11 protein-coding genes and 2 tRNA genes are annotated in these 14,625 nt (G+C 43.7%); 2 read left to right on the top strand and 11 right to left on the bottom strand.

The window, feature by feature from the left end; translation table 11 throughout:
* A partial coding sequence (locus tag IIB39_10540; protein ID MCH8929135.1) for a DUF1670 domain-containing protein occupies positions 1-278 on the top strand: 278 nt, incomplete at its 5' end.
* Between the two features lie 636 nt (positions 279-914).
* Here IIB39_10540 and IIB39_10535 read toward each other — a convergent pair.
* The 11 genes from IIB39_10535 to IIB39_10485 form a co-directional block, all read right to left on the bottom strand.
* Positions 915-988, bottom strand: a tRNA-Met gene (locus IIB39_10535).
* A gap of 91 nt (positions 989-1,079) precedes the next feature.
* Positions 1,080-2,708: a response regulator gene (locus tag IIB39_10530; protein ID MCH8929134.1), complete on the bottom strand. Its 1,629-nt coding sequence runs from the start codon at positions 2,706-2,708 to the stop codon at positions 1,080-1,082.
* Between the two features lie 94 nt (positions 2,709-2,802).
* Positions 2,803-3,714 carry a xanthine dehydrogenase family protein subunit M gene (locus tag IIB39_10525; protein MCH8929133.1) on the bottom strand — a complete coding sequence of 304 codons (912 nt, stop codon included), beginning with the start codon at positions 3,712-3,714 and terminating at the stop codon, positions 2,803-2,805.
* Complete coding sequence (locus tag IIB39_10520; protein ID MCH8929132.1) at positions 3,645-4,118, bottom strand: (2Fe-2S)-binding protein; 474 nt, start codon at positions 4,116-4,118, stop codon at positions 3,645-3,647. The genes IIB39_10525 and IIB39_10520 overlap by 70 nt, the downstream gene beginning before the upstream one ends.
* A gap of 13 nt (positions 4,119-4,131) precedes the next feature.
* Entirely contained in the window at positions 4,132-5,337 is a 1,206-nt protein-coding gene (locus IIB39_10515; protein MCH8929131.1) for a threonine synthase, read from the bottom strand.
* A gap of 7 nt (positions 5,338-5,344) precedes the next feature.
* Entirely contained in the window at positions 5,345-6,319 is a 975-nt protein-coding gene (locus IIB39_10510; protein MCH8929130.1) for an ornithine carbamoyltransferase, read from the bottom strand.
* Between the two features lie 37 nt (positions 6,320-6,356).
* Entirely contained in the window at positions 6,357-7,547 is a 1,191-nt protein-coding gene (locus IIB39_10505; protein MCH8929129.1) for a YgeY family selenium metabolism-linked hydrolase, read from the bottom strand.
* A gap of 11 nt (positions 7,548-7,558) precedes the next feature.
* Positions 7,559-8,554 (bottom strand): cysteine synthase family protein, encoded by a 996-nt coding sequence (locus IIB39_10500; GenBank protein ID MCH8929128.1) that lies wholly within the window; start codon positions 8,552-8,554, stop codon positions 7,559-7,561.
* 69 nt (positions 8,555-8,623) lie between these two features.
* Positions 8,624-9,934, bottom strand: a complete 1,311-nt coding sequence (gene ssnA, locus IIB39_10495; protein ID MCH8929127.1) for a putative aminohydrolase SsnA — start codon at positions 9,932-9,934, stop codon at positions 8,624-8,626.
* Complete coding sequence (locus IIB39_10490; GenBank protein MCH8929126.1) at positions 9,934-11,898, bottom strand: glutamate synthase; 1,965 nt, start codon at positions 11,896-11,898, stop codon at positions 9,934-9,936. Before IIB39_10490 ends, ssnA begins: the two co-directional genes overlap by 1 nt.
* On the bottom strand, positions 11,891-14,188 hold the full coding sequence (locus tag IIB39_10485; protein ID MCH8929125.1) for a xanthine dehydrogenase family protein: 2,298 nt from the start codon (positions 14,186-14,188) through the stop codon (positions 11,891-11,893). Before IIB39_10485 ends, IIB39_10490 begins: the two co-directional genes overlap by 8 nt.
* Before the next feature lie 252 nt (positions 14,189-14,440).
* Here IIB39_10485 and IIB39_10480 point away from each other — a divergent pair.
* Positions 14,441-14,524 (top strand) — tRNA-Leu (locus tag IIB39_10480).
* Positions 14,525-14,625 lie beyond the last annotated feature (101 nt).

Below are 14,625 nucleotides of genomic sequence, written 5' to 3'. Positions count from 1 at the left end.
ACCCCACCCACAAGGGGATCATCATCTCCCTTTACGAGCAAGGAATATCGCCGTCGGATATAGTGTTAAAGACGGGGCACAATCAGGAGAGCGTAGACCGATACATAAAAGTTTACGATCAAGTGCTACAGCTTACAAGAAGCGATCACAGCGCAGAGAGCATCTGTGAGATCATCGGTCGAAGTATGCATACGATTCGTCAGTACCTGAGGCTTCTGAAGAACTTTCATCCTGAACTAACGGTTGACGTCCCCGAAAAAGAAAAAAACCGGAGCTGAAAATTAACAACTGGATAATGATTATTGATAATACTAAACTTAGAAAGAAAAAGTGGGCGGACATTTGTCCTAATAGTAAGTAGAATGATACAAAATGATACAAAATCGTGCATGATCGCGCAATTATATTGGTATGAGAATATTCTATTAACGCTTATGTATCAATAGGTTATAGAATAATTAGTGAGATTTTTATTGTGCAATGTCAAAATTGATGTCCTACAGATTTTCTTAGTGAATACTGACAAAAAACCGACCCCCCATACACCCCTATAAAGTAAGGCGGGGTAGTTATATATATCTCCCACTCGCATTGTAATTGATTTTTTGAGAAATGGTTTAATTGGCTCTAATGGATCAACTCCGCTGGATTCGATTTTCAAATTATCCCGCATTACCTTAGATTTGGTTTAAGCAAATAATAGAAACAATAAACCTCCTCAAATCCCCTAAATTCAGAGATTTACCTAAGTGTTGATTTGTGTTGATTCTATCGTGACTGAAGCATTAAAGGAGATTTGCCCTTGTTCGACTCCAAAGTGGTAATTCGCAATTTATTATCCCTGTTTACACTAGCCGAAAGTTGGTAATTTGTAAGAAGGGGGTATCACCACCTGCTGATTGGACTTCAAAGAGTAGCGGGGAGCAGATTCGAACTGCCGACCTACGGGTTATGAGTCCGTCGCTCTCACCAGCTGAGCTACCCCGCCATAATTCTGTTGAAAAATAGAATCTTACTCTGAGAATGGCAATCTTATTTTAGAAAAATGAAAAGAAATTCGGGGGAAATATTAATACTAATTAGAGACTTTTAAGGATATTAATAACTTTATCCACCGTGAACGGCTTTTTCAGGAAGCCCGCAGATCGGTTGATAATTTCCATATTCTCCTTGCCTACTACATAGCCCGACATAAATATAAATGATGTATTGATCAAATCGTTCTCTATTTTTTGAAATATTTCCAGACCGTCTATATCAGGTAATTTTATGTCGCATAATATCAAATCATACTCATTTTTCCTTATTAATTCGAGTCCATCGTTACCGTTAGAGGCTGATTCAACATTGATGCTTTGAGTTTTTACGACTTCGACTAGCAGGTTCAGCACTGCTTCATTATCATCAATAATCAGTACGCTTTTTTCACTTGCTTCGATTTTACCCGCCGATTTAGTAATGTCAACTATCTCCAATCCGCCGGCGTAATCCATCGTCTCAACGGATGTCAGATTAAGCATTTTTTCAACGAGTGTGGAAATACGTTTTAGATGATCCGGAATATTTTCTAAAAGATGGCTGTTTTCTTTCCAGTTATTTTTGGCAAGGTCGGAAATTATGGTAAGTGATTGTAGAGGCTGGCTTATCTCGTGAGCTACCGCTGCTGCTAATTTCTGGGTTGACTCATACCGTTCCCTTTCGAGACTCTTCTTCTGTAGTTCTGAATTCTCTATCAGGCGGCTAATTTTACCTGAAACGGCCGTGACAAGCTCCACTTCCTCCTGGATAGTTGGAGTGTCATCAACATATCCTACTTCAATTGAACCAATGATGTTGCCGAGAACTTTTAGCTCTCCGGAAATGAATTGTCCTTTCGAGATGTTATGCTCGTTAACAGTATGCTTCTCATCACCGGCATTAATCTTGATCCAGGCTTTATCGGGAAAACGGAGAGCATTAACCATTATGGAGCTTATTTTCGCAAGAGTCAAATTCAGTTCTTCATTCTCCTCTATAATTTTATCAATGGAGTATAATGAAGTCAGTTCCTTTACACGGTATCGAAGAGTTTCAGACAAATTCGTTTTTTCATCTTCAATATTCTTACGATCGGTGATGTCCTCCGTTGTACCTAAAACCCCTATTACTGTCCCATTCGCGTCAATCAGAGGTATCCTGCTCAAATCAAGCCAAACATCCTTCCCATCGTCATGGATTTCATGTCTTTTGGAATGAATTTCAGGCTTTTTGGATTCCATGACCCTAATGTCGCATTCACGATAAAAATCAGCGTCTTTCGGATTAGAAACTATTTCATAATCCGTTTTTCCTATTACTTCTGACGGAGATTTTAAGCCCACACTTTCCGCAAACTTTTGATTACAACCGATAAATACCAAGTCGGTGTTTTTCCAGAATATAAGTTGAGGTATGTTATCAATTATATTCTGAAGAATCGCATCACTTCCCCCGAGATTGGCTGAACTCTTAACAGCGGCAGGCTTATTCAGATGAAGATAGACACCAATCATAATAAATATAATGGATACTGTTAGCCTAAAAATGAGTTTCCCCGTTCCCGGGAGAATAATTTGGTCCATTAGCGAACCTTTTCCGAAAATTATGGAATCAATTGACGCATCTATCAGCCAGAATCCAATTGCAAATCCTGTCCATAGAATTACCATATTTACGTTTTTACTAATCATAGTTAAAATTTATCAGATATTTCTAAAATCATCGTGACAGATAGCACATTTATCCGAATTTGTGCCAACCATCAACTGTTTTAGGGACGTATCATCAAATTAGCAGCAAATCACTGAGCAACTTTTCAACCATCAAACGCCTGTATTCACTACTTCCACGGACATCAGATATAGGCGAACACTCTTCTGACGCCATTTTTCCCGCCTTTTTCAAAATTAATTCTGTTTTTTCACTGCCGTTAAGCCATTTTTCAGTCTTCGCAGCTCTTATAACCGTTGGCGCCACTGCCCCGAGGGCGATTCTTGCATTCTTGAATTTACCGTTTACTAACTTATATCTCCCAGCGATGGATATTACCGCTATTGCCATTGCTTCCCGCTGACCGAGCTTGTAGAAAAAATTATTCTCGTCTTTTTCTAATGCTTTGAAGGATATTTCGGTAAGCAATTCACCACGTTTAAGAATTGTTTTACCGGGTCCTATAAAAAAGCTTTGTATATGGACATTCCTATCGCCTTTTGCTGATTCAAGTTTTACTTTCGCCTTTAATGCGTATAATGGAGGTATCAGATCGCCTGCGGGTGAGGCGTTACATAGGTTTCCGCCGATTGTGGAACGATTTCTGATTTGTGTTGCCGCAAAGGAGAATGCCGCCTGACGTAATAGCGGAGCGTTCTTCGCTATAATCTTCGATTCGAGAAGCTCTGTAACCGTTGTCAGCGTGCCAATGTGGATGGTGTTACCTGTTTTACGAATCCCTTTTAGAGATTTTATCCCTTTTATATCAAGCAGTTTTTTAGGTTCAAGTCCAAAATGCTCCATTTGCACTACAATATCGGTGCCTCCCGCTAACAGGAGATCTTTGCTTTTATCAAATGAAGAACCGGAAATAGTTCTCAAAAGCTCTTTTTTACTTGCCGGCTTAAAATAATCCACTATCTCTTCTCCAATTTCAGCGCCTTTTCGATGGATTTGAAGATTTTCACGTAACCGGTACATCGGCACAGATTGCCTGATACAGCGAATGGAATTTCCGCAGCTTTCATTTTCGAGTTCGAATTCATTGCCGCACGCGCCGTCATTATAAATCCCGGAATACAAAAGCCGCACTGTACCCCGTGTTCATCAACAAATCCCTGTTGAATTGAATCGAGTTCACCGTCTATTTCAAGCCCTTCAATGGTTGTCAACTCTGCATTGTCAGCCTCTACTGCGAATATAAGGCACGGATTGACAGCCTCGCCGTTCATTATGATAGTGCAGGAACCGCATTCACCCTCACCGCACGCTTCTTTTGTGCCTGTAAGATGCAGGTCTTCCCTAATAAAATCGAGAAGTAATTTTCTTACATCAACTAATTCAGAGTATTTTACGCCATTTACTTTAAGTTTTAGATTATATAATGACATTATTTTAACTTTCTTATGTTACGGCAGAAATATCGGGTTCAATCTCTTTCGCTTTTAAGTTTCCAATGGCAGCTTCGGGTGCTTTTAAACCATGACCCGTTAGAAGAAGAATCACTCTATCGTTTTTATGTATCACGCTATCATTCAAGCACTTATGGAGTCCGGCTAAAGAAGCAGCTGCAGCCGGTTCAACAAATATTCCACATTTCGATGATAGCGTGTTAACAGCTTCAAGTATCGCGTTATCAGAAACGGCTACTGCATACCCTTCTGTTTCCCTGATAGCCCTTAGCGCTTTCTGTCCTTCACGCGGCTTGCCCACAGCGATACCGTCCGCTATCGTATTTGCCTCAGAATCTTTCAAATCGTTCCCGCTGTCAAACGCCTCAACTATGGGATTTGCTCCCTCCGCCTGAACGGCTATCAGTCGCGGCATCTTCGATATCATACCTATCTGAAGCAGATCATAAAATCCCTTATGAACTCCGCCGATAATACAGCCGTCACCGACAGGAACTACAACCGCATCAGGCGCGTTCCAATCCAATTGTTCGCATATTTCAAATGCCACCGTTTTTTTGCCCTCTGACAAATACGGATTATACCCCGAACTCCTGTTATACCAACCGAATTTAATGGTAGATTGAATACTAAGATCGAGCGCATCATCATAATTACCTTTGATTTTATATACATTCGCTCCGTAGAGCAACATCTGTGAAATTTTTGGCACAGGAGCATTTTCAGGCACAAATATATTAACTTCTAATCCTATAGCAGCTGACAGCCCCGATAATGAAGATGCCGCGTTCCCGGTTGAAGCACAGGTAACGGTACTGATATTGAGTTCCACTGATTTTGCCAGCGCGATTGCAGTCGCTCTATCCTTTAATGAGGCAGTTGGATTTTGTGTATCGTCCTTAAGATAAAGCTGCGACATTTCAAGCATATCTCTTAACCTATCGCTTTCTACCAATGGAGTCCAGCCAACCTTTAACCCTCCTAAATTCAACGGTTTCACAGGTAAAAGCGGGGCGTATCGCCAAATAGAATATTCTTTGCTGTTTTCAGTAAATTTTTCATTCCACTCTTCTTTCGCCTTCTCATAATCATACATAACTTCCAAATTTCCGCCGCAGGATTCACACAGATACTGCACACCTGATTCGGCTACCTCGTCTCCGCATTCAATACATTTCAGTCCTGTGACATTCGGCATTATGTTCTCACATCGTTAATGCCATAATGGCTTTGCAGGTGTGTAATCTGTTTTCAGCTTCCTGATACACGACAGAATGATTCCCGTCTATGACGGAGTCGGTTACTTCATTACCCCTGTCGGCGGGGAGACAGTGCATATACACCGACTCATCCTTCGCCGCACGCATCAGATCATCGTCACATAACCAATCAGAATACTTTTTGGATAATTCAAGCGACTCTTCGGGCTTTTCGAAGAGATCAATACATCCCCAACTTTTTGGATATACAATGTCCGCATCTTCAAATGCCGCTTCCATTGAATCAACCACCTCAAACTTGGTTCCGTTTTCCGCGGCGTATTTTTCCGCTTTTTCAATCATTTCAGGCATAAGCTTAAATTCCGGCGGATGAGCGAGAACCACATCCATTCCAAACCGCGGCATAAGCGTTATCAGTCCCTGAGGAACCGACATCGGCTTGGCGTAAGACGGAGCATAAGCCCAACTTACCGCTATCTTCCTTCCCTTTAGGTCGTTTCCATATAATTCCCTGATGGTCATCAGGTCAGCGATAGTTTGACAGGGATGATCAACATCGCACTGCATATTAATTATAGGAACGTTAGCGTGTTCCGCTACCTCCCGCATATATGAGTTTCCCTCGCCGGGAAACAGGTCGTGTCGAATTGCAATCCCGTGACCATATCCCGAAAGAATTATACCCATATCCTTCGGGCTTTCGCCGTGAGCCACCTGAGAAGTTTCTGAATCAATGAAATGAGCGTGACCTCCCAATTGCGTCATACCCGCCTCAAACGAATTGCGGGTTCGGGTTGACTTATCGAAGAAAAGCATAAAGAGCGTTTTATCGGAGAGTATTTTATGCGATTCTCCGTTTTTGAATTTCTCTTTTAGTTCGCCTGCAACTTTAAGCAACTCCTCCAACTCTTCATTCGACCAATCAGAAGTTTCTATATAATCTCTACCTTTTAAATCCAAATATTCTTCTCCCGTTAAATTGATTTATCAGCGACTCTTACTCGGCGCCATTAGAATAAAACGATGGATAACCGGCATAAAATGCCGCCGCGCTCAATAAATCTGATATGCTGACCTGATCGTTCACAGAATGGGTCACTTCTTCTACGGACGGTCCGAGACCGAATGTGGGTATCCCTTCTATTCCCGCCGTATATACGCCGTTCGTGCTGAACGTCCATTTGTCAACTACAGGTTCCTCTCCGAATATCTCCCTGTATGCCGCTTCCGCAGCTTTTAGCGCCGGATGACCGGGTTCCAAATGCCACGTAGGATAATATTTCTCCATTCCGTCCTTTTTCCCTGTGTAAGAAGTTGATTCATATTGGGAGACTTCGACTTCGCCGTCGTTGCCTGCTATTTCACTGATTTCGGCAAGTGCGGATTCCTTCGTTTCGCCTGCTGTGAGCCGCCTGTCGATATAGATCACCGCTTTATCGGGAATTGCGTTCAGCGAAGGCGTATCCACCTCCATTTTGGTAACGGCAACAGTACCTTTTCCGAGAAAATCATCATCCTTCAGATCGGAATTTAGCTGCTCTATCCCATTTATAATCCGTGTCATTTTATAGATAGCGTTTTCCCCTCTATCAGGAGCGCTGGCGTGACAGGACAGACCTCGCGTCGTCACAGTTATCTCCATTCTACCTCTCTGTCCTCTGTAAATTTTCAGGCCGGTGCACTCTCCGAGTACGACTACATCAGGACGTAAGCCGTCTTCTGTTATCACTGTCTTATATGCCAAACCATCTGATACTTCTTCCTGGGCGGAGCCGACTACATACAAAGTAACACCTTCTAACATCCCCATTTTTTTAGCGACAGCGCCGCCGTAAATCATCGAAGCGAGACCGCCCTTATTATCGCCTGTGCCTCGACCATAAATTATCCCATCCTCGACCTTCCCTTTATAAGGGTCGTGCGACCATGAATCAGGGTCGCCGATTCCAACTGTGTCCATATGAGAATCATACAATATTATTTTATTGCCGTCACCTAATTTTCCTATGACATTCCCGAAGCTGTCGATCCTTACCTCGTCATATCCGAGTTTTTCCATCTCACTTTTAACCCGCTCGGCAACTTCCTTTTCTTCGCAGCTGGGACTTGGAATCTCAACTATCTCCCTCAGAAAGGAAACGAGGTCTTCCTGCACGGATTCCACTTCGATTTTATATTTTTCGTTCACCAATTATCTCCTTAATCAACTATCGTCCAGCCGGACTGATATTTATCTAATTCTTCTATTGTATACGCATCCATAGGATGTTCTCTGTCCGGGACATCCACATATTTCGGTTCGCCCATCAGCTCAGTCGAAAAATAACGCTGACCCGTATCATTCAGCATAGTCACTATTCGCTTGACTTCAGGAAATCGTTTAGAAAGTTTAATTGCGGCTACAACATTGCAGCCGCTTGAAATTCCGCAGAGAAGTCCTTCTTCTCTCGCCAATCGCCGCGCCATCACCAATGATTCATCGGAAGTGGTGGTAACTATCCCGCTCAACAATTCCAAATGCAGATTTTTCGGAACGAACCCGTCTCCGATCCCCTCAATTTTATGCTCTCCCCATTCTCTTTTCGATAAGAGTGGACACTCCGACGGCTCGACGGCAAACATTTTTGCTTTGGAGCCTACACTTTTCAGATACTTTCCTATTCCAGTAAGCGTTCCGCCTGTACCCTGCGAAGCGACAAATATATCAATATTCCCTTCCATCTGTTCCCAAATCTCAGGTCCCGTGGTGGCTTCATGAGCCGCGATATTATCTGTGTTTTCGAACTGCGCAGGCACCCAATATTTCTCCGGGTCAGCGCTTCGAATTTCCTCTAATTTCTCCAATGCAAGGTCAACGTCGCTTTCGCCGCCTGGCGTATATACCATTTCAGAGCCGTAAGCAATATCCAATTTTTTACGTTCTTCGCTCATCCCTTCAGGCATCACGATTATACACTTATACCCCTTTACCGCCGCAAGAAATGAACATGCGATTCCTGCGTTGCCGGTGGAGCATTCCAATACTGTCATGCCCGGTTTTAGATCACCTCTTTTCTCCGCCTCCTCGAACATACGTTTGTAAATCCTGTCCTTAAGACTGCCGGACATACTATACCATTCTACTTTCCCGTAAATATCCGCATTGATCGATTCGCTTACCTTTCTAAGCCTTACCAACGGCGTTCTTCCCACCATATCAAGAATATCAGTTGCGGCTTTTGAAGCCGCATTCCAATTTATCTTATCTGTCAATTATACCTCCCGTTACATTCTACCCCAGAGCGCAGAGGCGGCTTTGCGTGAATTATTCATAATGTCATCTTCTTTCAATTTTGTCATTCGATAATCTTCCACAATCAGTTCACCCCCGGATATTACGCTGTGAGGACTCATTGATCTTAGCCCGTAGTATCGATGCGAAGAAACATTGTCCTCCGTCAGCGGTGTGGGAGAATTATAGTTATACAGAGCTAAATCAGCTTCCGCTCCCTCTGTAATTGTCCCGAGTTTCACTCCGAGATATGCAGAGGCGGCCTTAGCATTCTCGCTCAACATCTGATTCAAATTATTAATGGATAAAGGACCGCCGTTTGATTTATTATGATTCAAAAGAGCAAAATGAGCTTCTTCCAACAGATTGTAGGTGTAGCTGTCGGTTCCAAGCCCAACTTTTACACCTGCTTTTACCAACTCCGGGATAGGCGCTCTTCCCACAGCGTTATTGGCGTTGGATTGCGGTTGATGAGTTACCAGAACTCCTGACTCCTTTAACAGACGCAAGTCGCCTTCTGCAAGATGGACGCAGTGAGCGGCTATTGAGTCACTATTTAATATGCCTAACGAAGTTAATCGCTTGACAACACTCACGCCGTATTTATCAAGCGAGTCTTTTATGTCCGCCGCGTCCTCACCAACGTGTATATGAAACCGCTTCCCGTTGTTGGCTTCCACCGCTGATTTCAGAGTCGCATCCGAAAGTGTAAATGAAGCATGCAGACCGAATATGCCTGCGCAGCTCCCGGAATTATTTTTTGAAGCAGTTATAAAATCAGAATTTTCCTTTATACCTTCATCACGTTTTTTTTCTCCATCCCTGTCAGAAACTTCGTAGCATAACACGCCTCTCATCCCTACTTCACCAACCGCATTAGCGATCGTGGTAAGACTTCCGCCGATAGCGTTAGGACTCGAATGGTGGTCAATGACCGTGGTTACGCCTGCCTTTGCGCTTTCTATCAAACCAACCATTGCTGACAGATACAGATCTTCCATATTCAACGCCTTGTCCAATCGCCACCATATCTTTTCAAGCACTTCAACAAAATTCTTCGGCTGAGAAGACGGAGGAGGCATTCCCCTTGCCAGCGAACTGTAAAGGTGCATATGAGCGTTCACTAATCCAGGAGCTATGACGCTTCCTTTGGCGTCGAACTCCTCCAACTCGGGATATTTATCTTTCAAATCACTTAAATTACCAACTGCCGCTATTTTCGTTCCTTCTATGGCAATCGCTCCATCCTGAATAAGCGGTCGATTTGCATCCCCTGTAATTATAGTGGTGTTGACTATCAGCATCAGGCGACACTCTCTTCTAAAACCGTCCTGACGAAATTCGTTGAACCGGAATTTGTCACGGAATTCAAAAGTGTTTTCATAACGAAATAAGTCTTTAGAGAGAGTTGATGCCCGCCGGGACAACCACTCCTCGCTTCAGCGCTTTTTATTTCACCATTTTCACTGCTTATAGTTGTATCAATTTTTCCATCACTGAATTTATCTAAACCATTTTCGCTTTGTGTCAGTTCAAATTCCTCTCCCGATCCCCGAGCGAGAATTACATCTATATTGCCATTCCGATAAACGAAAAAACCGTCTTCATCGGAATAAAGTTTGAAAGTCTCCATAGAACTGAAGAAACGAGGTTTCTCGATAAATGGTCCGCCGTCTTCGGGACAGAAAACATCGCAGTTGCCGCACTCATTACAGAAATCGGCGTAATTCGCCAATTGATGTTCTTTTTCAACAGTGAATGTTCCGCCGTCTGTTATCTGAACTTTTTCACCGTCGAATTCCATTATATCAAAATTCACCTCGAAGGGTTTTAGTTCGATATAGAAATTTGATACATTCGGACAAACGGGAATACATTTATCACAATTCACACAATCGAATAGATGGAGTTTCGATCCAATTTTTTTGGGAACAAGATTGTTTGCTTCGCTTCTATATCTCTGATCTGATCTTACCGCTTCTGTTACTTTTTCAGTATTCGAGAGAACCGCGTTAGCGTAATCAATACTTCCCCCTGCTCGTTTCTCCACAAATTCTCTTATGTTTCCGGCTCCGGACTTCTCCATCTCGTCTCCCAAGCGGTTCAGGTATTTATGCATTCTGCCGTAACCGCCCGGCCGAAGCAGGTCTGTGCAAACAGTCACGGGTACCAATCCGATTGAAACCGCATCGGCAAAGTTCAAGCTGTCAATTCCGGCGGAAAATGAAACGGGTAACTCACCTCCCACTACTTTTCTGAATTCGTTCACAAGATTCATTGTGATGACGTGCAATGGCGGCCCTGACATATACATTATCTCGTCATCCGGGAAATAGCTTTTATGATTCGTAACAACAAGCGTATTGCTGAATTTTACGCCGAAGCGGCGTCCTTCTGAATCTGCCACTCCGCCTAAGCGTCCCACCATCTCGACAGCCTGTTCAAATTGGAGATCGACATCGAAAAATTTCTGCTGAGTTTTTATATCATCATAACCCATAACATCGTGAAGAAGTTCGTCCACTTTTTTCTTGCCAAGCAGTGTTGGATTTAACTTTATTACCACATCCACATTTAACTCTTTCAAGAAAAACTCTGATATTGACTCGATCTCGTGAGCCGGACATCCATGGAAAGTACTTAACGTAATCGAGCCGCTTATCTCTTCGGGAAAATTCAGTTCTTTCAAATGAGAATATTCGGCAGGAATTTCGTTTCTTAAATCGGAAATAATAGTTCCGGCGTTCATCATAGAACTTATCCAGCTCTTCACTTCCTTAGACTGAACACCCGCAAGATCATAACCCACACTCATATCATATATTGTGTCGCCGGATGCGCCGCCGTCATCAAGGACGTCTTCTGATTTCAGCATTTCAATCAGCATCATTGCCGATACATATTCTTTCAAGGAGCTCTCAAGTCTCAATTCCTGAGACCACTCAATATTATAACCGACATTGGCGGCATCAATGCACGGTCGGGCTATATCCAGTTTATCATTTATTTGAATTGTCTTGAGTTCGATTATTCTTCCCCCTCCAAGCCAGGAAAGTACAATATTCTGCGCCATCTGCGTGTGCGGACCGGCTGCGGGACCAAGCGGCGTTGAAGCTTTTTTCCCGTTAAATTCGACCGAACAGTCCACTCCGCTTCGGGCTTTATACCATTTGCTTTCGGGTAAGCTGAATATGCTGTTGTGATCTTTCAGTTCTGTGAAGATTGAACGGACGAGCGCTCCAAACGATGCGGGGTGCAGTTCAACCAATTGAGAGTTCGCCTGTTCCTTGAAGAATGACCTCGGGAGTTAGGGGCATCTCTGCGAACTGAACTCCAAGAGCATTTGAGACAGCGCTTACGATTGCAGCTCCAATCGGGATGATAGGAGGTTCCCCCATACTTTTAGCACCGAACGGACCATCGGGTCCCAGCTCTTCTATGATATGCGTACTAATTTTAGGAGTCTCCAACGGGTAGGGCAATATGTAATTTGAAAAATAAGGATTCAACAGTTTGCCATCCTGATATTTCAGGTCTTCAGTCAGTGCATAACCTATTCCTTGAACTATTCCACCTTCCGCCTGAGCTCGCACTCCCTCAGGATTTATAGCTCTTCCAACATCATGGGCAGCGATTACTTCTAAAACCTTAACCTTACCGGTAAGTTTGTCAACACGCACTTTAACAAGATGAGAAGCATAGGAATACGCAAAATAAGTATTTCCCATTCCCGTCTTGATATCCCACTTAGAATGCGGCGCAACCCACCATCCTGCTGCGGCGAGTTTTGTGTTATGCCTGAAAGCGTATTCTGCCACTGCCTCAAATGAAATACTCTTCTTGCTATCGTCTTTCATATATGCGCGGTCGTTCTTGATTTCAACTTTTGACGGCGCAGCGCCAAAAACTCCTGCCGCTGCTTTTATAAGATCGGGTTTTAGTTGACGAGCGGCATCAAGTATGGCATTTCCGCTCATTGTAGTGCTGCGGGAAGCCACAGTCGGACCGCTGTCGGGAACATAACTGGTATCCACTTCCAAGATTTTTATCCGGTCTGTTTTCAGACCAAAAGCTTCCGCTGTCATTTGCATCAGAGTAGTGCCTGAACCCTGCCCCAATTCCGTAATGCCCACCGCTACGGAGACGGAACCATCCCGATGTACTTGTACATAAGCGCCCGCTCCATCAAGATACCACCCCATCGCTCCCAGCGTATTGCCGTAATGCATGCACGCGACTCCAACACCAATGGCGTATCGGTCATCTTTAATTTTAGTGGAATTTCTGCTCTTCCAAACTTTGGATTTCTTGACCACAGCCACTGTTTCTGAAAGACCGATACTTTCTTTTATCAGCTGATTGGTGGCGGTTCGTTTTCCTTTTTTGAGCAGGTTACGTTCCCTCAATTCCATAGGGTCCATTCCGAGTTCATCGGCTAATATGTCCATTATCCGTTCAATTCCGAATGCGGATTGTGGCCCGCCGAAACCTCTAAATGCTCCTGACGGTGGATGATTTGTATAACAGGAATATGTGTCCACTTTCACGTTGGGAATATCATAAGGTCCCGCAGCGTGAACTACTGCGCGAAACATAACTACCGGGGACAGCGTTGCATATGCGCCGGCGGCGGCGTATTGTTCGGCTATGACCCCCACAAGTTTACCGTTCTTTTTTGCGCCGATTTTATAGGTCATCTCAAAGGGATGCCGCTTACTTGAATAGATGGCATCTTCCGCCCGCTCAAGAATCATTCTCACCGGCCTTCCTGTAATCACAGCGGCAAGAGCCGCCCTGGAGCAGATTTCACCGGGAACATCCTCTTTACCACCGAACGCTCCGCCCGTTGCGGACTGAATAATTTTTACTTTGTTATAACTAATCCCTAATGTCTCGGATATGGAACGCTGGACATAATAAGGGCATTGAATACTGCCGTAAATCGTAATTGAGCCGTCTTTATGCGACACAGCCACTGTTCCTAAGGTCTCAAGATAGGCGTGTTCCTGATGAGGTGTTTTCAGCTCCGCTTCCACAATGACATCCGCATCTTTGAGAGGAGAGGCGTGGTTTCCCTTACGCAATTTCAGATGAGATACGATGTTCCCGCCCGGATGAATCCTTAACCTCTTAGACGAGAAGCTTTCCCTTGCTGAATACAGCGCTTTTATCGGTTTTAAATCTAACTCTACTTTAGACGCAGCTCTATCCGCCGTCTCTTCAGATTCAGCCACAATTAGCGCCACACAATCCCCCACATATCTCACCTTCTCCGCAGCGAAGAGCGGCTGGTCCTGAAGTATCAAGCCGACCTGATTTTTGCCGAGAACGTCTTTTCCCGTAAGAACAGTTTTCACTCCGCTCATTCGCTTTGCTTTTGAAGTGGCTATGCCGGTTATCTTCGCGTGAGGATTTGGGCTCAAAACCATCTTGGCATATAGCATTCGAGGGAAATTCAGATCTTTGATAAAATCTGTTCTGCCGGTAACCTTATCCCTTGCGTCAATTCGAACTACCGATTTGCCCACATATTTATATTTATTATTAGAATTTTTCATTGTTCGGTGTTCTTAAAAAGCTATATTCCTTATGGCTGGAATAAGTTTATTCCTTTCCGTTTCCCTTCACTGATATTTTATTAAGTAGCAGGAAAAATTACCGCTGAACGCTTAAAATATCAAGATGAATGTCCCCAGCTTTCAGAACGAACGTATTCACCGAAACAGATATTATACTTACTATGAATTAGTGGAGTAGAAAATTATCAATCACTTGACTTTTTGACCACTGAAGCTAAATTACGCACTGCCGCCGCGGTGGTGAAACTGGTAGACACGCAAGACTCAGAATCTTGTGGGAGCAATCCTGTGCGAGTTCGACTCTCGCCCGCGGCACTCTTTGGTTATAATTCGGAAAATTTATTCTTGAAATGAAATAGCGGAATTAAACTCCGCATAAAGAATCTGATTCATGCGCCCAGTCGGCGTCTTTCTAT

The sequence above is a fragment of the Candidatus Neomarinimicrobiota bacterium genome, from assembly GCA_022573815.1.
Taxonomy (GTDB): domain Bacteria; phylum Fidelibacterota; class SORT01; order SORT01; family SORT01; genus JACZTG01.
This window is presented reverse-complemented; position numbering and strand designations above follow the sequence as displayed.

Excerpts from the sequence above, each read along its gene's own strand:
- ssnA (MCH8929127.1), bottom strand. The coding sequence starts at position 9,934 with ATGCTGATAGTCAACACCACTATAATTACAGGGGATGCAAATCGACCG.
- IIB39_10500 (MCH8929128.1), bottom strand. The coding sequence starts at position 8,554 with ATGGTGGGAAGAACGCCGTTGGTAAGGCTTAGAAAGGTAAGCGAATCG.
- IIB39_10485 (MCH8929125.1), bottom strand. The coding sequence starts at position 14,188 with ATGAAAAATTCTAATAATAAATATAAATATGTGGGCAAATCGGTAGTT.
- IIB39_10530 (MCH8929134.1), bottom strand. The coding sequence starts at position 2,708 with ATGATTAGTAAAAACGTAAATATGGTAATTCTATGGACAGGATTTGCA.
- IIB39_10515 (MCH8929131.1), bottom strand. The coding sequence starts at position 5,337 with ATGCCGAATGTCACAGGACTGAAATGTATTGAATGCGGAGACGAGGTA.
- IIB39_10520 (MCH8929132.1), bottom strand. The coding sequence starts at position 4,118 with ATGTCATTATATAATCTAAAACTTAAAGTAAATGGCGTAAAATACTCT.